The 17,562-nt window shown below is 67.7% G+C and carries 14 protein-coding genes and 1 tRNA gene; 11 read left to right on the forward strand and 4 right to left on the reverse strand.

The window, feature by feature from the left end; translation table 11 throughout:
• Window positions 1–39: 39 nt before the first annotated feature.
• Window positions 40–675 carry an NAD(P)-dependent oxidoreductase gene (locus tag ACIRJT_RS01790; protein WP_403903198.1) on the reverse strand — a complete coding sequence of 212 codons (636 nt, stop codon included), beginning with the start codon at window positions 673–675 and terminating at the stop codon, window positions 40–42.
• 96 nt (window positions 676–771) lie between these two features.
• On the opposite strand from ACIRJT_RS01790, the gene ACIRJT_RS01795 reads away from it, so the two are divergent.
• Window positions 772–1,380 carry a TetR/AcrR family transcriptional regulator gene (locus ACIRJT_RS01795; RefSeq protein ID WP_403903201.1) on the forward strand — a complete coding sequence of 203 codons (609 nt, stop codon included), beginning with the start codon at window positions 772–774 and terminating at the stop codon, window positions 1,378–1,380.
• Here the strand turns inward: ACIRJT_RS01795 and ACIRJT_RS01800 are convergent.
• Together ACIRJT_RS01800 and ACIRJT_RS01805 are read right to left on the reverse strand one after the other, a co-directional pair.
• A complete protein-coding gene (locus ACIRJT_RS01800) occupies window positions 1,373–2,386 on the reverse strand; it encodes an adenosine deaminase (protein WP_403903203.1) in 1,014 nt (337 codons plus the stop codon). The genes ACIRJT_RS01795 and ACIRJT_RS01800 overlap by 8 nt on opposite strands.
• 140 nt (window positions 2,387–2,526) lie before the next feature.
• Window positions 2,527–3,753: a pyridoxal phosphate-dependent aminotransferase gene (locus tag ACIRJT_RS01805; protein WP_361336233.1), complete on the reverse strand. Its 1,227-nt coding sequence runs from the start codon at window positions 3,751–3,753 to the stop codon at window positions 2,527–2,529.
• Between the two features lie 212 nt (window positions 3,754–3,965).
• Between ACIRJT_RS01805 and ACIRJT_RS01810 the strand changes: the two genes are divergently transcribed.
• From ACIRJT_RS01810 to ACIRJT_RS01855, 10 genes are all read left to right on the forward strand, one after another.
• Window positions 3,966–4,038, forward strand: a tRNA-Trp gene (locus tag ACIRJT_RS01810).
• A 106-nt stretch (window positions 4,039–4,144) separates the two neighbouring features.
• The gene (gene secE / locus ACIRJT_RS01815; protein WP_371625329.1) at window positions 4,145–4,432 is read left to right on the forward strand and encodes a preprotein translocase subunit SecE; all 288 of its coding nucleotides are present in this window, start codon (window positions 4,145–4,147) and stop codon (window positions 4,430–4,432) included.
• Window positions 4,433–4,505: 73 nt separating this feature from the next.
• Window positions 4,506–5,420 (forward strand): transcription termination/antitermination protein NusG, encoded by a 915-nt coding sequence (nusG, locus tag ACIRJT_RS01820; RefSeq protein WP_403903206.1) that lies wholly within the window; start codon window positions 4,506–4,508, stop codon window positions 5,418–5,420.
• 176 nt (window positions 5,421–5,596) lie between these two features.
• A complete protein-coding gene (rplK, locus tag ACIRJT_RS01825) occupies window positions 5,597–6,031 on the forward strand; it encodes a 50S ribosomal protein L11 (RefSeq protein WP_010058817.1) in 435 nt (144 codons plus the stop codon).
• An 80-nt stretch (window positions 6,032–6,111) separates the two neighbouring features.
• Window positions 6,112–6,834, forward strand: coding sequence for a 50S ribosomal protein L1 (gene rplA / locus ACIRJT_RS01830; RefSeq protein ID WP_007445923.1), 723 nt, complete (start codon window positions 6,112–6,114; stop codon window positions 6,832–6,834).
• 170 nt (window positions 6,835–7,004) lie between these two features.
• Window positions 7,005–7,919 carry a hypothetical protein gene (locus ACIRJT_RS01835; protein ID WP_403903208.1) on the forward strand — a complete coding sequence of 305 codons (915 nt, stop codon included), beginning with the start codon at window positions 7,005–7,007 and terminating at the stop codon, window positions 7,917–7,919.
• A gap of 273 nt (window positions 7,920–8,192) precedes the next feature.
• On the forward strand, window positions 8,193–8,750 hold the full coding sequence (rplJ, locus tag ACIRJT_RS01840; RefSeq protein WP_007445921.1) for a 50S ribosomal protein L10: 558 nt from the start codon (window positions 8,193–8,195) through the stop codon (window positions 8,748–8,750).
• A gap of 84 nt (window positions 8,751–8,834) precedes the next feature.
• Window positions 8,835–9,218: a 50S ribosomal protein L7/L12 gene (gene rplL / locus ACIRJT_RS01845; RefSeq protein ID WP_371625332.1), complete on the forward strand. Its 384-nt coding sequence runs from the start codon at window positions 8,835–8,837 to the stop codon at window positions 9,216–9,218.
• 624 nt (window positions 9,219–9,842) lie between these two features.
• The gene (rpoB, locus tag ACIRJT_RS01850; RefSeq protein WP_403903213.1) at window positions 9,843–13,328 is read left to right on the forward strand and encodes a DNA-directed RNA polymerase subunit beta; all 3,486 of its coding nucleotides are present in this window, start codon (window positions 9,843–9,845) and stop codon (window positions 13,326–13,328) included.
• A gap of 98 nt (window positions 13,329–13,426) precedes the next feature.
• Entirely contained in the window at window positions 13,427–17,326 is a 3,900-nt protein-coding gene (locus ACIRJT_RS01855; protein WP_069754082.1) for a DNA-directed RNA polymerase subunit beta', read from the forward strand.
• Window positions 17,327–17,414: 88 nt separating this feature from the next.
• Here ACIRJT_RS01855 and ACIRJT_RS01860 read toward each other — a convergent pair whose 3' ends face one another.
• The gene (locus tag ACIRJT_RS01860) at window positions 17,415–17,561 is read right to left on the reverse strand and encodes a hypothetical protein (RefSeq protein WP_403904482.1); all 147 of its coding nucleotides are present in this window, start codon (window positions 17,559–17,561) and stop codon (window positions 17,415–17,417) included.
• Window position 17,562: the final 1 nt, after the last annotated feature.

Below are 17,562 nucleotides of genomic sequence, written 5' to 3' on the forward strand. Positions count from 1 at the left end.
GGCCCGCAGGAAACGTCGGCCCGCAGGAAACGTACGGGGTCAGTACGCGACGCCCACGCCCCGCTTCACGGCCGCCGGGTCCTCGACCAGCGCGAGCATCGCGTGGGCCACATCGGCCCGGGAGATGGACCGGCTGCTGCGCGGCGTACCACCGACGACCTGCCGGTAGACGCCCGTGAGCGGCCCGTCCGTCAGCTTGGGCGGCCGCACCGCGGTCCAGTCCGTCGCGCTGCGGGTCAACGCCGCCTCCATCCGGGCGAGATCGGCGTACAGCTCCGCCAGGGCCGCCCCGATCGCCTTGCGCATCAGCCGGTCCACCAGGGGATCGTCCGCGGGCTCCGGACCCACGGGCACCGCGCTCACCACCACCAGCCGGCGGACGCCCTCGGCCTCCATCGCCGTCAGGATCCGCCCGGTCAGCCGTTCGGCGACGCCGTTCGCCTTCCGGCCGCGCGAACCCAGCCCCGACAGGACCACGTCCCGCCCCGCAACCGCCGCCCGCACCGCCGCCGGATCGTCCAGCCGGACGGCAGCGTGCGGTGCCGCGCGGTCCAGCCGCTCCGGGAGCCGGTCCGGGTCGCGGACCACGACCGTCACCTCGTGGCCCCCCTTGAGGGCCTGCCCGACGATCTCCCGACCGACGCCGCCGGTCGCCCCGAACACGGTGATTCTCATGGTGCCCCCTGGTGGGTGAGTGTTCACTAACCTCTAGGGTGGGTGGCTCCCCGCCCGGACGTCAAGATCTCCGGGTCACGGCCTGTTGGAGCACGCATGGACCAGAAGCCCGCCCGCGTCCGGATCGTCGACGCGGCGCACGAGCTGATGCTCTCCATCGGCCTCGCCAGGACCACCACCAAGGAGATCGCCAGGGCGGCCGGCTGCTCGGAGGCGGCGCTCTACAAGTACTTCTCCGGCAAGGAGGAGCTGTTCGTCACCGTCCTCGCCGAGCGGCTGCCCCGGCTCGGGAACCTGCTCGGCGAACTGACTGCCGGCCAGGGCACGGTCGAGGGCAACCTCACCGAGATCGCCCGGGTGGCCGCCCTGTTCTACGAGCAGACCTTCCCCATGGCCGCGTCCCTGTACGCCGAGCCCCAGCTCAAGCGCCGTCACGAGGAGGGCGTGGGAGGGCTCGAAGCAGGGCCCCACCTGCCGATCCGGCAACTCGACGCCTATCTGCGCGCCGAACAGGCCGCGGGCCGCGTCCGGGCCGACGCGGACACCTACGCCGCCGCCTCCCTGCTGATGGGCGCCTGCGCCCAGCGGGCCTTCGCCTACGCCGCGCTCCCCGGCGGCACGCCCCCGCAGCCTCTGGACGCGTTCGCCGCCTCGCTGGCCCGCACACTGCTGGGCGGGGTCGGACCGGCCTCCGGGATCAGCTAGCCAGCCAGTCGTCGATCCCGGAGAGCAGCTTCTCCCGTACGTCGACCGGGGCCGCCGATCCGCGCACCGACTGGCGGGCCAGCTCGGCCAGCTCCTCGTCGGTGAAGCCGTGGTGGCGGCGCACCAGCTCGTACTGGGCGGCCAGCCGCGAACCGAACAGCAGCGGGTCGTCCGCCCCCAGCGCCAACGGCACGCCCGCGTCGAACAGAGTGCGCAGGGGGACGTCTGCGGGCTTCTCGTAGACGCCGAGCGCCACATTGGACGACGGGCAGACCTCACAGGTGACCCCGCGCTCGGCGAGCTTGCGCAGCAGCCGGGGGTCCTCGGCGGCCCGGACCCCGTGCCCGATGCGCGAGGCGTCCAGGTCGTCGAGGCAGTCGCGCACGCTGGAGGGCCCGGCGAGCTCCCCGCCGTGCGGAGCCGCCAGCAGGCCGCCCTCCCGGGCGATCGCGAAGGCCCGGTCGAAGTCGCGGGCCATTCCGCGCCGCTCGTCGTTGGAGAGCCCGAAGCCGACGACACCCCGATCCGCGTAACGGACGGCGAGCCGGGCCAGGGTACGGGCGTCCAGCGGGTGCTTCATCCGGTTGGCGGCGATCACCACGCGCATGCCCAGACCGGTGTCCCGGGCGGCGCTGTCCACGGCGTCGAGGATGATCTCGATGGCCGGGATCAGCCCGCCGAGCAGCGGGGCGTACGAGGTGGGATCGACCTGGATCTCCAGCCAGCCGGAGCCGTCCGCGACGTCCTCCTGGGCGCTCTCGCGCACCAGGCGGTGAATGTCCTCGGGGGACCGCAGACACGACCGGGCGATGTCGTAGAGCCGCTGGAAACGGAACCAGCCGCGCTCGTCGGTCGCCCGCAGCTTGGGCGGTTTGCCGCCGGTCAGGGCGTCGGGGAGATGGACCCCGTACTTGTCGGCGAGTTCGAGCAGGGTGGTTGGCCGCATCGACCCGGTGAAGTGCAGGTGCAGGTGGGCCTTGGGCAACAGACGTACATCACGCTCCATTGGAAGATCCTGCCGCACGGGCGGGCCGGAGCGGTAGCCGCTTTCCCGTTTAGGGGTGCCCCTCGAACAAAAAGCGCCCCCGGCCGGCGGAGGGATCCAGCGGCAGGGGGCGCTTTTCGTTCGAGCGGTGACGTGGCCGGTCAGGCCTTGGCCTCGCCCAGCAGCTTCTGGATCCGCGAGACGCCCTCGATCAGGTCGTCGTCGCCCAGGGCGTAGGACAGGCGCAGGTAGCCCGGGGTGCCGAAGGCCTCGCCCGGGACGACGGCGACCTCGGCCTCGTCCAGGATGAGCGCGGCCAGCTCGACGGTGGTGGCCGGACGCTTGCCGCGGATCTCCTTGCCGAGCAGGTCCTTCACCGCCGGGTAGGCGTAGAAGGCGCCCTCGGGCTCCGGGCAGAACACGCCGTCGATCTCGTTGAGCATCCGTACGACGATCCCCCGGCGGCGGTCGAAGGCGGTGCGCATCTCGGCGACGGCGTCCAGCGGGCCGGATACGGCCGCGAGCGCGGCGATCTGGGCGACGTTGGAGACGTTGGAGGTGGCGTGCGACTGAAGGTTGGTCGCGGCCTTGACGACGTCCTTCGGGCCGATGATCCAGCCCACGCGCCAGCCGGTCATCGCGTACGTCTTGGCGACGCCGTTGACGACGATGCACTTGTCGCGCAGCTCGGGGACGATCGCCGGGAGCGAGGTGAAGGTGGCGTCGCCGTAGACGAGGTGCTCGTAGATCTCGTCGGTCATGACCCACAGGCCGTGCTCGACGGCCCAGCGGCCGATGGCCTCGGCGTCGGCCTCGCTGTAGACCGCGCCGGTCGGGTTGGACGGCGAGACGAACAGGACGACCTTGGTCTTCTCGGTGCGCGCGGCCTCCAGCTGCTCGACGGAGACCCGGTAGCCGGTGGTCTCGTCGGCGACGACCTCGACCGGGACACCGCCGGCGAGCCGGATCGACTCGGGGTAGGTGGTCCAGTAGGGGGCGGGGACGATGACCTCGTCGCCCGGGTCGAGGATCGCGGCGAAGGCCTCGTAGATGGCCTGCTTGCCGCCGTTGGTCACCAGGATCTGGCTGGCGTCGACCTCGTAGCCGGAGTCGCGCAGGGTCTTCTCCGCGATGGCGGCCTTGAGCTCGGGGAGCCCGCCTGCGGGGGTGTAGCGGTGGTACTTCGGGTTGCGGCAGGCCTCGACCGCGGCGTCGACGATGTAGTCGGGCGTCGGGAAGTCGGGCTCGCCGGCCCCGAAGCCGATCACCGGACGACCGGCGGCCTTGAGGGCCTTGGCCTTGGCGTCGACGGCGAGGGTCGCGGACTCGGAGATCGCACCGATGCGGGCCGAAACCCGGCGCTCGGACGGTGAAGTTGCAGCGCTCATGGGTCCATGCTCCCAGACCGTGAAAGCCGTCGGCACAGGGGTTTCAGGGACCGGACAGGACCCGGGCAGCATGCGGACAGGACCGGTCGGTAGCTGTCTGTTCGACGCGGCGGCCCTGAACACGTACACTCACCTGTCGTTGGCCTTCACCAGCCGCACCGTTCCTGCACCCGGGCACCGGGAAAGATGCGGTAGGTTGGTGGAAACCACAAAGGGTCGTAGCTCAATTGGTAGAGCACTGGTCTCCAAAACCAGCGGTTGGGGGTTCAAGTCCCTCCGGCCCTGCTACACACTCCTTCGCCAGGATGTGTGCGCATGTACGTACTTCATTGCACAGCCGTGCGGCTCCACCGGGCGCGGCACGGCCACGACCCGGAATCAGGTGAGTAGCGTGACGGACGCCGTGGGCTCCATCGACATGCCTGATGCTGAGGATGAAGCTCCCGAGTCGAAGAAGAAGTCTCGGAAGGGCGGCAAGCGCGGCAAGAAGGGCCCTCTGGGTCGGCTCGCGCTGTTCTACCGCCAGATCGTCGCCGAACTCCGTAAGGTCGTCTGGCCGACCCGTAGCCAGCTGACGACGTACACCTCCGTGGTGATCGTGTTCGTCGTCGTCATGATCGGTCTTGTTACGGTTCTCGACATGGGCTTCGCCCGGGTCATCAAGTACGTCTTCGGCTGATCTCGCGGAAGGCGTCCGACCCGGCGCCCCTTTCGCACGTTCCACCCTTTGTATCCAGGAAGAAGCAGCCATCGTGTCTGACCCGAACCTGAACGACGCCGTCGAGCCCGAGGCTGGCGCCTTCGAGTCCGCCAAGGACGAGCTCGACATCGTTGAGGCTGCTGACTCCGTGGACCCGGACCAGGCCGAGGCCGCCGACCTCGCCGCGGGCGAGCCCGCCGAGCAGGCCGCCGTGAACGTCGAGGCCGAGGAGTCCGACGAGGACGCCGCCGAGGCAGCCGAGTCGGTCGAGGAAGAGCCCGCTGAGGAAGCGGCCGCCGAGGCCGACGACGAGAGCGCCGACGAGGAAGAGGCCGAGCCGGCCGCCCCCGTCGACCCCGTCGCCGCCCTGCGCGAAGAGCTCCGCACGCTCCCTGGCGAGTGGTACGTCATCCACACGTACGCCGGGTACGAGAAGCGCGTGAAGGCCAACCTGGAGCAGCGCGCCGTCTCGCTGAACGTGGAGGAGTTCGTCTATCAGGCCGAGGTGCCTGAAGAGGAAATCGTCCAGATCAAGAACGGCGAGCGCAAGAACGTCCGGCAGAACAAGCTCCCCGGCTACGTGCTGGTGCGCATGGACCTGACGAACGAGTCCTGGGGCGTCGTGCGGAACACGCCGGGCGTCACCGGCTTCGTGGGCAACGCCTACGACCCGTACCCGCTGACCCTGGACGAGATCGTCAAGATGCTCGCCCCGGAGGCCGAGGAGAAGGCCGCCCGCGAGGCCGCCGAGGCCGAGGGCAAGCCGGCTCCGTCCCGCAAGGTCGAGGTCCAGGTGCTGGACTTCGAGGTCGGCGACTCGGTCACCGTCACGGACGGCCCCTTCGCCACGCTGCAGGCCACGATCAACGAGATCAACGCCGATTCGAAGAAGGTCAAGGGCCTCGTCGAGATCTTCGGCCGAGAGACCCCGGTCGAGCTCAGCTTCGACCAGATCCAGAAGAACTAGCACTTCCCGCCGGTTTCTGGACACATGCCTACCCAGCAGGTCAGAGGGGCTTCGCAGCCGCTCTGACCTGCTGGGTTTTTGGTCGCACAGCTATACCCGTTATCGTTGTGCGGTATGCCTCCATCCGGATGACCGGAATCGGCGGCGAAACACTCTCATAGGACCCGGAGAGAGCAATGCCTCCCAAGAAGAAGAAGGTCACGGGGCTTATCAAGCTCCAGATCAACGCCGGTGCGGCGAACCCGGCCCCGCCGGTCGGCCCCGCGCTCGGTCAGCACGGCGTCAACATCATGGAGTTCTGCAAGGCCTACAACGCCGCGACCGAGTCGCAGCGTGGCATGGTCGTGCCGGTGGAGATCACGGTCTACGAGGACCGCTCCTTCACCTTCATCACGAAGACTCCGCCGGCCGCCAAGCTGATCCTCAAGGCCGCGGGTGTGGACAAGGGCTCCGGCGAGCCGCACAAGACCAAGGTTGCCAAGCTGACGGCCGCCCAGGTCCGCGAGATCGCCACGACGAAGCTCCCCGACCTGAACGCCAATGACCTCGACGCCGCGTCGAAGATCATTGCCGGCACCGCCCGTTCCATGGGCATCACGGTCGAAGGCTGATTCAGCCCCGTAACCCCCAGTGGTAGGACCAAGCGCTGGTCCGCACCACGACTCCATACTCGGAAACCACAGGAGTAGAAGTGAAGCGCAGCAAGAACCTCCGCGCTGCGGACGCCAAGATCGACCGGGAGCGCAACTACGCCCCGCTCGAGGCCGTCCGTATCGCCAAGGACACCGCCTCCACGAAGTTCGACAGCACCGTCGAGGTCGCCTTTGCCCTGGGTGTCGACCCGCGCAAGGCCGACCAGATGGTCCGTGGCACCGTGAACCTCCCGCACGGCACCGGCAAGACCGCCCGGGTCCTGGTCTTCGCGACCGGTGACCGTGCTGCGGCCGCGGAAGCCGCTGGAGCCGACATCGTCGGCGCCGACGAGCTCATCGACGAGGTGGCGAAGGGCCGTCTGGACTTCGACGCCGTCGTCGCGACCCCGGACCTCATGGGCAAGGTCGGCCGCCTGGGCCGCGTGCTCGGTCCGCGTGGTCTGATGCCGAACCCGAAGACCGGCACCGTCACCCCCGATGTCGTGAAGGCTGTCAACGACATCAAGGGCGGCAAGATCGAGTTCCGCGTCGACAAGCACTCGAACCTGCACTTCATCATCGGCAAGACCTCGTTCGACGAGACCAAGCTGGTGGAGAACTACGCAGCGGCGCTGGACGAGATCCTCCGTCTGAAGCCGTCCGCCGCCAAGGGCCGCTACATCAAGAAGGCCACACTGGCCACCACGATGGGCCCCGGCATCCCGCTGGACGCCAACCGCACCCGCAACCTCCTCGTCGAGGAGGACCCGGCCTCCGTCTGAGCTTTGATGCTCACCCGGTAGCCGCGTCGTACGCGTGCACTGTGTGAACGGGCCCCGCAACCTTTCGAGGTGCGGGGCCCGTCCTCGTATCCGTAAGGAGCCATGTCTGTCAGTGCCCTGTGCCACTGTGGTGCGGGGGACGACGGACGATACGAGGGGTGGACGGGTACATGAGGACGAGCACGGCACTACGCATGGGCACGGCTCTGGCCGCCGCGGCGGCACTGACGTCGATAGCGGCCTGCAGTGGCTCCGACGGCTCGAAGGGCTCCGACGGCGCCGGTGAGGGCAAGGCGGGCGCCGTCTCCAAGGCGAGCCCCGTGGCCGCGCTGAAGCAGGTGCAGCAGAAGACCGGAGGCGCCCAGTCGGCGAAGGTCGAGGGCACCACCGAGATGGGCAGCGCCATGTCCATGAAGCAGTCCGGGGCCATCGGCTGGGCCGACGGCCTCTCGGGAGCGCTGACCATCACGTACACCGGCGGCACGATGGGCGACGCCCTGAGGCAGGCCGGCGGCGACGGATCGGTCGAGGCGCGCTATTTCAAGGACGAGTACTACGCCAACATGGGCGACGCCATGGCGGCCAACACCGGCGGCAAGCACTGGATCCGGTATTCCTACAAGGACCTCGCCGAGCTGGGCGGGGCCTCCGGCGACGTCATGAAGGACCAGATCCAGAACAGCACGCCCGAGCAGGGTGTGAAGGCTCTCCTGGCCTCCGGCGACGTGAAGAAGGTCGGCCAGGAGGACGTCCGCGGGGTCGAGGCGACGCACTACTCCGGCACGGTGGACGTGGCCGACCTGACCGCGAAGAACAGCAACCTGGACGCGAAGCAGCTGGCCGCGTTCAAGGAGCAGCTCGCCCTGGCCGGGGTGACCACCCAGACCGTCGACATCTGGGTCGACAAGAACGACCTGCTGGTGAAGAAGACCGAGCGCGGCGAGATGAAGACCGGCGCGTTCAACTCGACGCTCTTCTACAGCGACTACGGCACCGAGGTCCCCTCCGAGAAGCCGGCGGCCTCGGACACCGTGGACTTCAAGGAGATGCTGAAGCAGGGCGATACCCCGGGCGGCGCCTCCTGACACCTCCCGCAAGGGACGAACGGGGACGGATTTGCTCGTCCCGCGTCCGGTCGCGTACTCTCACCAAGAAGCCAAAGACCGCTGGTCGTCACTGTGCCTCGTCAGAGGGACGGTGACCGAAGGTTCCGCTAGATCGGACGACCTGCGCAGGTGACTGTGGAACGCTCCCGGACTCTGTTCGGTCGAGCCGCGCCCTGGCACTTGTGCTGGGGCGTTTCGTCTTTCCCGGCCCCTTCTGAGCGGTCCTCATCACCCGGAAGGAGGCCGACGCTCATGGCAAGGCCCGACAAGGCTGCCGCGGTAGCCGAGCTGACGGACCAGTTCCGCAGCTCGAACGCCGCCGTGCTGACCGAGTACCGGGGTCTCACCGTGGCACAGCTCAAGGAGCTGCGCCGTTCGCTCGGTGAGAACGCCCAGTACGCCGTGGTGAAGAACACGCTGACCAAGATTGCGGCCAACGAGGCCGGGATCGACACGCTGGACGACCTGTTCTCGGGTCCGACGGCGGTTGCCTTCGTCACCGGTGACCCGGTGGAGTCGGCGAAGGGTCTTCGTGACTTCGCCAAGGACAACCCCAACCTCATCATCAAGGGCGGTGTCCTTGACGGTAAGGCGCTGTCCGCCGATGAGATCAAGAAGCTCGCGGACCTCGAGTCCCGCGAGGTTCTGCTCTCCAAGCTGGCCGGTGCTTTCAAGGGCAAGCAGACTCAGGCTGCGCAGCTCTTCCAGGCACTGCCGTCGAAGTTCGTCCGCACCGCGGAAGCGCTTCGCGCCAAGAAGGAAGAGCAGGGCGGTGCCGGTACTCCGGCTCCCGCCGAGGCCGCCGAGTAATTTCGCTCAGCGGTCCAGCGGGCTCCACGTACGCCCGCCGACACATACATCCGGCACCTGCCGAATAGTGGAAGGACGCCTATCATGGCGAAGCTGTCCCAGGACGACCTGCTCGCGCAGTTCGAAGGCATGACCCTCATCGAGCTCTCCGAGTTCGTCAAGGCGTTCGAGGAGAAGTTCGACGTCACCGCCGCCGCGGCCGTCGCCGTCGCCGGTCCGGCCGGCCCGGGCGCCGTTGCCGAGGCCGCTGAGGAGCAGGACGAGTTCGACGTCATCCTCACCGGTGCCGGCGAGAAGAAGATCCAGGTCATCAAGACCGTGCGTGAGCTGACCTCGCTGGGTCTCAAGGAGGCCAAGGACCTCGTCGACGGCACCCCGAAGCCGGTCCTCGAGAAGGTCGCCAAGGACGTCGCCGAGAAGGCCGCCGAGTCCCTCAAGGCCGCCGGCGCTTCCGTCGAGGTCAAGTAACACCTCGGGAGTCCTCCGGACTCCCCGGGCACCTCAGGTGCCCGCGCCAAGGGCGATCACCCATCCGGGTGGTCGCCCTTCGGCATGCCCGTGGCGGGTGCCTTGCTCTTCCGCCGACGACGAGTAGGGTGATCTTCGCCGTGCGCCTCTCGCGGGCCCCTCAGGGGCGTCCTGCGGGGCACCCCGGGGTGGCCGGTGAAGGCCCCTGGAGGTCCGATCGGACCGGCGGGCCTTGACGAACCGGACGCGGCGCGCAATTCTCAGGACGCGTCATCACTTCGATCCGTATCCGAGGCATGGATCGAGAGTGAAGAGGGCAGTAAAGAAGAGCGCACCCCGCGCGAGGGTCAGGGCTAGACATAGGTGTTGAGAACAGCTGTTGAGAGCAACGTGGGTCTCTGAGAACCCCGACTGGACATCAGTGTGCCGCTTGGCTACACTGACCCTTTGCGCTGCCTGTTAGCTGCCTCCTGCCCGTCACCAGGGGCATGCCCACGCTGAAGCACCGATGGCCGACCCCCTCCGACCTGGTCGTTTTGCGACCGATTCGGAACGGTCTGTCTTTGTGTCCAGGGTGGGACCGGTACGCGCGTAGTGAGTCCGAGCCCTCGGAAGGACCCCCTCTTGGCCGCCTCGCGCAACGCCTCGACCGCGAATACGAACAACGGTGCCAGCACCGCCCCGCTGCGCATCTCCTTTGCAAAGATCAAGGAGCCCCTCGAGGTTCCGAACCTCCTCGCGCTGCAGACCGAGAGCTTTGACTGGCTCCTGGGCAACGCCGCCTGGAAGGCTCGCGTCGAGGCTGCTCTGGACAGTGGGCAAGACGTCCCCACCAAGTCCGGCCTGGAGGAGATCTTCGAGGAGATCTCACCGATCGAGGACTTCTCCGGGTCGATGTCGCTTACGTTCCGCGACCACCGCTTCGAGCCCCCGAAGAACTCGATCGACGAGTGCAAGGAGCGCGACTTCACGTTCGCCGCGCCGCTCTTCGTCACGGCCGAGTTCACCAACAACGAGACCGGCGAGATCAAGTCCCAGACGGTCTTCATGGGCGACTTCCCGCTCATGACCAACAAGGGCACCTTCGTCATCAACGGCACCGAGCGTGTCGTCGTGTCGCAGTTGGTCCGCTCGCCGGGTGTCTACTTCGACTCCTCCATCGACAAGACGTCCGACAAGGACATCTTCTCCGCCAAGATCATCCCCTCCCGGGGCGCCTGGCTGGAGATGGAGATCGACAAGCGCGACATGGTCGGTGTCCGCATCGACCGCAAGCGCAAGCAGTCGGTCACCGTCCTCCTGAAGGCTCTCGGCTGGAGCACCGAGCAGATCCTGGAGGAGTTCGGCGAGTACGAGTCGATGCGCGCCACCCTGGAGAAGGACCACACCCAGGGCCAGGACGACGCGCTGCTCGACATCTACCGCAAGCTGCGTCCGGGCGAGCCGCCGACGCGCGAGGCCGCTCAGACGCTGCTCGAGAACCTCTACTTCAACCCGAAGCGCTACGACCTCGCGAAGGTCGGCCGCTACAAGGTGAACAAGAAGCTCGGCGCCGATGAGCCGCTGGACGCCGGGGTGCTCACCACCGACGACGTCATCGCGACCATCAAGTACCTGGTCAAGCTGCACGCCGGCGAGACCGAGACGACCGGTGAGTCGGGTCGCGAGATCGTCGTCGAGACCGACGACATCGACCACTTCGGCAACCGTCGTCTGCGCAACGTCGGCGAGCTCATCCAGAACCAGGTCCGTACGGGCCTGGCGCGGATGGAGCGCGTCGTGCGTGAGCGCATGACCACCCAGGACGTCGAGGCGATCACGCCGCAGACCCTGATCAACATCCGGCCGGTCGTCGCCTCCATCAAGGAGTTCTTCGGCACCAGCCAGCTGTCGCAGTTCATGGACCAGAACAACCCGCTGTCGGGTCTCACCCACAAGCGCCGCCTGTCGGCTCTTGGCCCGGGTGGTCTCTCCCGTGAGCGGGCCGGCTTCGAGGTCCGCGACGTGCACCCGTCCCACTACGGACGCATGTGCCCGATCGAGACCCCCGAAGGCCCGAACATCGGTCTGATCGGTTCGCTCGCCTCGTACGGCCGCGTCAACGCGTTCGGCTTCATCGAGACGCCGTACCGCAAGGTCGTCGACGGCCAGGTCACCGACGAGGTCGACTACGTCACGGCCGACGAGGAGGACCGCTTCGTCATCGCCCAGGCGAACGCGACGCTCTCCGACGAGCTGCGCTTCACCGAGCCCCGCGTCCTGGTCCGCCGTCGTGGCGGAGAGGTCGACTACGTGCCCGGCACGGACGTCGACTACATGGACGTCTCGCCGCGCCAGATGGTGTCCGTCGCCACCGCGATGATCCCCTTCCTGGAGCACGACGACGCCAACCGTGCCCTCATGGGCGCGAACATGATGCGTCAGGCGGTGCCGCTCATCAAGTCCGAGGCCCCGCTGGTGGGCACCGGCATGGAGTACCGCTGCGCCACCGACGCCGGTGACGTCCTCAAGGCGGAGAAGGACGGTGTGGTCCAGGAGGTCTCCGCGGACTACATCACCGTCACGAACGACGACGGCACGTACACCACGTACCGCATCGCCAAGTTCATGCGCTCCAACCAGGGCACCTCGGTCAACCAGAAGGTCGTCGTCTCCGAGGGCGACCGGATCGTGGCCGACCAGGTGCTCGCCGACGGACCGGCCACCGAGAACGGTGAGATGGCCCTCGGCAAGAACCTGCTCGTGGCGTTCATGCCGTGGGAGGGTCACAACTACGAGGACGCGATCATCCTGTCGCAGCGCCTCGTGCAGGACGACGTCCTCTCCTCGATCCACATCGAGGAGCACGAGGTCGACGCCCGTGACACCAAGCTCGGCCCGGAGGAGATCACCCGGGACATCCCGAACGTCTCCGAAGAGGTCCTCGCCGACCTCGACGAGCGCGGCATCATCCGGATCGGTGCCGAGGTCGTCGCCGGCGACATCCTCGTCGGCAAGGTCACGCCCAAGGGCGAGACCGAGCTGACCCCCGAGGAGCGCCTGCTCCGCGCGATCTTCGGTGAGAAGGCGCGCGAGGTGCGCGACACCTCGCTGAAGGTGCCGCACGGTGAGATCGGCAAGGTCATCGGCGTCCGCGTCTTCGACCGCGAAGAGGGCGACGAGCTGCCGCCGGGCGTGAACCAGCTGGTCCGCGTCTACGTCGCGCAGAAGCGCAAGATCACCGATGGTGACAAGCTCGCCGGCCGTCACGGCAACAAGGGCGTCATCTCCAAGATCCTGCCGATCGAGGACATGCCGTTCCTGGAGGACGGCACCCCGGTCGACATCATCCTCAACCCGCTGGGTGTCCCGTCCCGAATGAACCCGGGACAGGTCCTGGAGATCCACCTCGGCTGGCTCGCCAGCCGCGGCTGGGACGTCTCCGGCCTCGGTGACGAGTGGGCCCAGCGCCTGCAGCTCATCGGCGCCGACCAGGTCGCCCCCGGCACCAACGTCGCCACGCCCGTCTTCGACGGTGCGCGCGAGGACGAGATCACCGGCCTCTTCCAGGCCACGATCCCCAACCGCGACGGCGACCGCCTGGTCCAGCCCTCCGGCAAGGCCCAGCTCTACGACGGCCGCTCCGGCGAGCCGTTCCCGGACCCGGTCTCGGTCGGGTTCATGTACATCCTCAAGCTGCACCACCTGGTCGACGACAAGCTGCACGCGCGTTCGACCGGTCCGTACTCCATGATCACCCAGCAGCCGCTGGGTGGTAAGGCACAGTTCGGTGGTCAGCGCTTCGGCGAGATGGAGGTGTGGGCCCTTGAGGCTTACGGCGCCGCATACGCCCTCCAGGAACTCCTGACGATCAAGTCCGACGACGTGACCGGCCGCGTGAAGGTCTACGAGGCCATCGTCAAGGGCGAGAACATCCCCGAGCCCGGCATTCCCGAGTCCTTCAAGGTGCTCATCAAGGAAATGCAGTCGCTCTGCCTCAACGTGGAGGTGCTGTCCTCGGACGGCATGTCCATCGAGATGCGCGACACGGACGAGGACGTCTTCCGCGCGGCGGAGGAACTCGGTATCGACCTGTCCCGGCGCGAGCCGAGCAGCGTCGAAGAGGTCTGACGGGCCGGTCGGCCGCCTCATCCCGAGGCGGCCGGCCCTCCCCGGACCCGTTCAGACCATTGATTGAGACGAGACCCCGAAAGAGGGATTGACGACAAGTGCTCGACGTCAACTTCTTCGACGAGCTGCGGATCGGCCTTGCCACCGCGGACGACATCCGGACCTGGTCGCACGGCGAAGTGAAGAAGCCGGAGACCATCAACTACCGCACGCTCAAGCCCGAGAAGGACGGACTCTTCTGCGAGAAGATCTTCGGTCCGACCCGGGACTGGGAGTGCTACTGCGGCAAGTACAAGCGTGTCCGCTTCAAGGGCATCATCTGCGAGCGCTGCGGCGTCGAGGTCACTCGCGCCAAGGTGCGTCGTGAGCGGATGGGCCACATCGAGCTTGCCGCTCCCGTCACCCACATCTGGTACTTCAAGGGCGTTCCCTCGCGCCTCGGATACCTGCTGGACCTCGCGCCGAAGGACCTGGAAAAGGTCATCTACTTCGCCGCGTACATGATCACGTTCGTGGACGAGGAGCGTCGTACCCGCGACCTGCCGTCCCTGGAGGCCCACGTCTCCGTCGAGCGCCAGCAGACCGAGAACCGCCGCGACTCCGACCTGGAGGCCCGCGCCAAGAAGCTCGAGACCGACCTGGCCGAGCTGGAGGCCGAGGGCGCCAAGGCGGACGTGCGCCGCAAGGTGCGCGAAGGCGCCGAGCGTGAGATGAAGCAGCTGCGCGACCGTGCGCAGCGCGAGATCGACCGCCTCGACGAGGTGTGGAGCCGCTTCAAGAACCTCAAGGTCCAGGACCTGGAGGGCGACGAGCTGCTCTACCGCGAGCTGCGTGACCGCTTCGGCACGTACTTCGACGGCTGCATGGGCGCCGCGGCGCTCCAGAAGCGCCTGGAGTCCTTCGACCTCGACGAGGAGGCCGAGCGCCTCCGCGAGATCATCCGCACCGGCAAGGGCCAGAAGAAGACCCGTGCGCTCAAGCGCCTCAAGGTCGTCTCCGCGTTCCTGCAGACCAGCAACAAGCCCAAGGGCATGGTGCTCGACTGCGTGCCGGTCATCCCGCCGGACCTGCGTCCGATGGTGCAGCTGGACGGTGGCCGCTTCGCGACCTCCGACCTGAACGACCTGTACCGCCGTGTGATCAACCGCAACAACCGCCTCAAGCGTCTCCTTGACCTCGGCGCCCCCGAGATCATCGTGAACAACGAGAAGCGGATGCTGCAGGAGGCCGTCGACGCGCTGTTCGACAACGGCCGCCGCGGTCGCCCGGTCACCGGTCCCGGTAACCGTCCCCTGAAGTCCCTCAGCGACATGCTGAAGGGCAAGCAGGGCCGTTTCCGTCAGAACCTCCTCGGCAAGCGCGTGGACTACTCCGCGCGTTCCGTGATCGTCGTCGGTCCGCAGCTCAAGCTGCACCAGTGCGGTCTGCCGAAGGCGATGGCGCTGGAGCTCTTCAAGCCGTTCGTGATGAAGCGCCTGGTGGACCTGAACCACGCGCAGAACATCAAGTCGGCCAAGCGCATGGTCGAGCGCGGCCGCACCGTCGTGTACGACGTCCTCGAAGAGGTCATCGCCGAGCACCCGGTGCTGCTGAACCGTGCGCCCACCCTGCACCGCCTGGGCATCCAGGCCTTCGAGCCGCAGCTGGTCGAGGGCAAGGCCATCCAGATCCACCCGCTCGTCTGCACCGCGTTCAACGCGGACTTCGACGGTGACCAGATGGCCGTGCACCTGCCGCTCTCCGCGGAGGCGCAGGCCGAGGCCCGCATCCTGATGCTGTCCTCGAACAACATCCTGAAGCCGGCCGACGGTCGTCCCGTCACCATGCCGACCCAGGACATGGTGCTGGGTCTCTTCTTCCTCACCACGGACGAAGAGGGCCGCAACGTCAAGGGCACGGACCGCGCGTTCGGCTCCACGGCCGAGGCCACCATGGCCTTCGACGCCCGCGAGCTGTCGCTCCAGGCGAAGGTCGACATCCGCTTCCCGGTCGGCACCATGCCGCCGCGTGGCTGGGTGCCGCCGGTCGCCGAGGAGGGCGAGCCGGAGTACCAGCCCGGCGACACCTTCCGGCTGCGGACCAGCCTGGGCCGTGCGCTCTTCAACGAGCTGCTGCCCGAGGACTACCCGTTCGTCGACTACTCGGTGGGCAAGAAGCAGCTCTCCGAGATCGTCAACGACCTGGCCGAGCGCTACCCCAAGGTCATCGTGGCGGCGACGCTCGACAACCTGAAGGCGGCGGGCTTCCACTGGGCGACCCGTTCGGGCGTCACCGTGGCCGTCTCCGACATCGTCGTGCCCGAGGCCAAGAAGGCCATCGTCAGGGGCTACGAGGAGCAGGACGAGAAGGTCCAGAAGCAGTACGAGCGCGGTCTGATCACCAAGGACGAGCGCACGCAGGAGCTCATCGCGATCTGGACCAAGGCGACCAACGAGGTTGCCGAGGCGATGAACGCGAACTTCCCGAAGACGAACCCCATCTTCATGATGGTCGACTCGGGTGCCCGAGGAAACATGATGCAGATGCGTCAGATCGCGGGTATGCGTGGTCTGGTGTCGAACGCCAAGAACGAGACGATTCCCCGTCCCATCAAGGCGTCCTTCCGCGAGGGCCTCACCGTTCTGGAGTACTTCATCTCCACGCACGGTGCCCGTAAGGGTCTGGCGGATACCGCCCTGCGTACCGCCGACTCGGGTTACCTGACCCGTCGTCTGGTGGACGTCTCGCAGGACGTGATCATTCGTGAGGAGGACTGCGGCACCGACCGCGGCCTCAAGCTGAAGATCGCGGTCAAGGGCGCCGACGGCGTGCTCCGCAAGACGGAGGACGTCGAGACCTCGGTCTACGCCCGCATGCTCGCCGAGGACGTCGTGGTGGACGGCAAGGTCATCGCGCCTGCCAACGTCGACCTCGGTGACGTCCTGATCGACGCCCTGGTGGGCGCCGGCGTCGAGGAGGTCAAGACCCGCTCGGTCCTGACCTGTGAGTCCGCGGTCGGCACTTGTGCCTTCTGCTACGGACGCTCGCTCGCCACCGGCAAGCTGGTCGACATCGGTGAGGCGGTCGGCATCATCGCCGCCCAGTCCATCGGTGAGCCCGGCACCCAGCTGACGATGCGTACCTTCCACACCGGTGGTGTGGCCGGTGACGACATCACCCAGGGTCTGCCCCGAGTCGTCGAGCTCTTCGAAGCCCGTACGCCCAAGGGTGTCGCCCCGATCTCCGAGGCCAAGGGCCGCGTGCGGATCGAGGAGACCGAGAAGACCAAGAAGCTCGTCGTCACCCCGGACGACGGCAGCGACGAGACGGCGTTCCCGATCTCGAAGCGTGCCCGTCTGCTCGTGGGCGAGGGCGACCCGGTCGAGGTGGGCCAGAAGCTCACCGTCGGTGCGACCAACCCGCACGACGTGCTGCGCATCCTCGGCCAGCGTGCGGTCCAGGTCCACCTGGTCGGCGAAGTCCAGAAGGTCTACAACTCGCAGGGCGTGTCGATCCACGACAAGCACATCGAGATCATCATCCGGCAGATGCTCCGCCGCGTGACGATCATCGAGTCCGGCGACGCGGAGCTGCTTCCGGGCGAGCTGGTCGAGCGGTCGAAGTTCGAGACCGAGAACCGTCGTGTGGTCACCGAGGGCGGTCACCCCGCCTCCGGCCGTCCGCAGCTGATGGGTATCACCAAGGCCTCGCTCGCCACCGAGTCGTGGCTGTCGGCGGCGTCCTTCCAGGAGACGACCAGGGTCCTCACCGACGCGGCGATCAACGCCAAGTCGGACTCCCTGATCGGCCTCAAGGAGAACGTCATCATCGGTAAGCTCATCCCGGCCGGTACGGGCCTGTCCCGCTACCGCAACATCCGGGTCGAGCCGACCGAGGAGGCCAAGGCCGCGATGTACTCGGCCGTCGGCTACGACGACATCGACTACTCGCCGTTCGGCACCGGCTCCGGCCAGGCCGTCCCGCTGGAGGACTACGACTACGGTCCGTACAACCAGTAAGCGAGTGCTCGTCGCAGAGACGACCTGAGGGCGGTCACCCCGTACGCAACGGGGTGGCCGCCCTCCGGCGTGTGCGGGGGCGGGCCGTTCAGCGGAGCGTCTCCCGTACGGCGATGGCGGCCCCGGCGGTCGCGGCGAGGGCGGCGATGCTCGCCAGGGGCCAGCGGGACCGTTCGGTGCGCAGCCAGGTCGGCAGCAGGTTCTGGACGCCCGGCAGGGCCATCACCCGGGTCACC

This window comes from Streptomyces sp. NPDC102283, from assembly GCF_044766265.1.
Classification (GTDB): domain Bacteria; phylum Actinomycetota; class Actinomycetes; order Streptomycetales; family Streptomycetaceae; genus Streptomyces.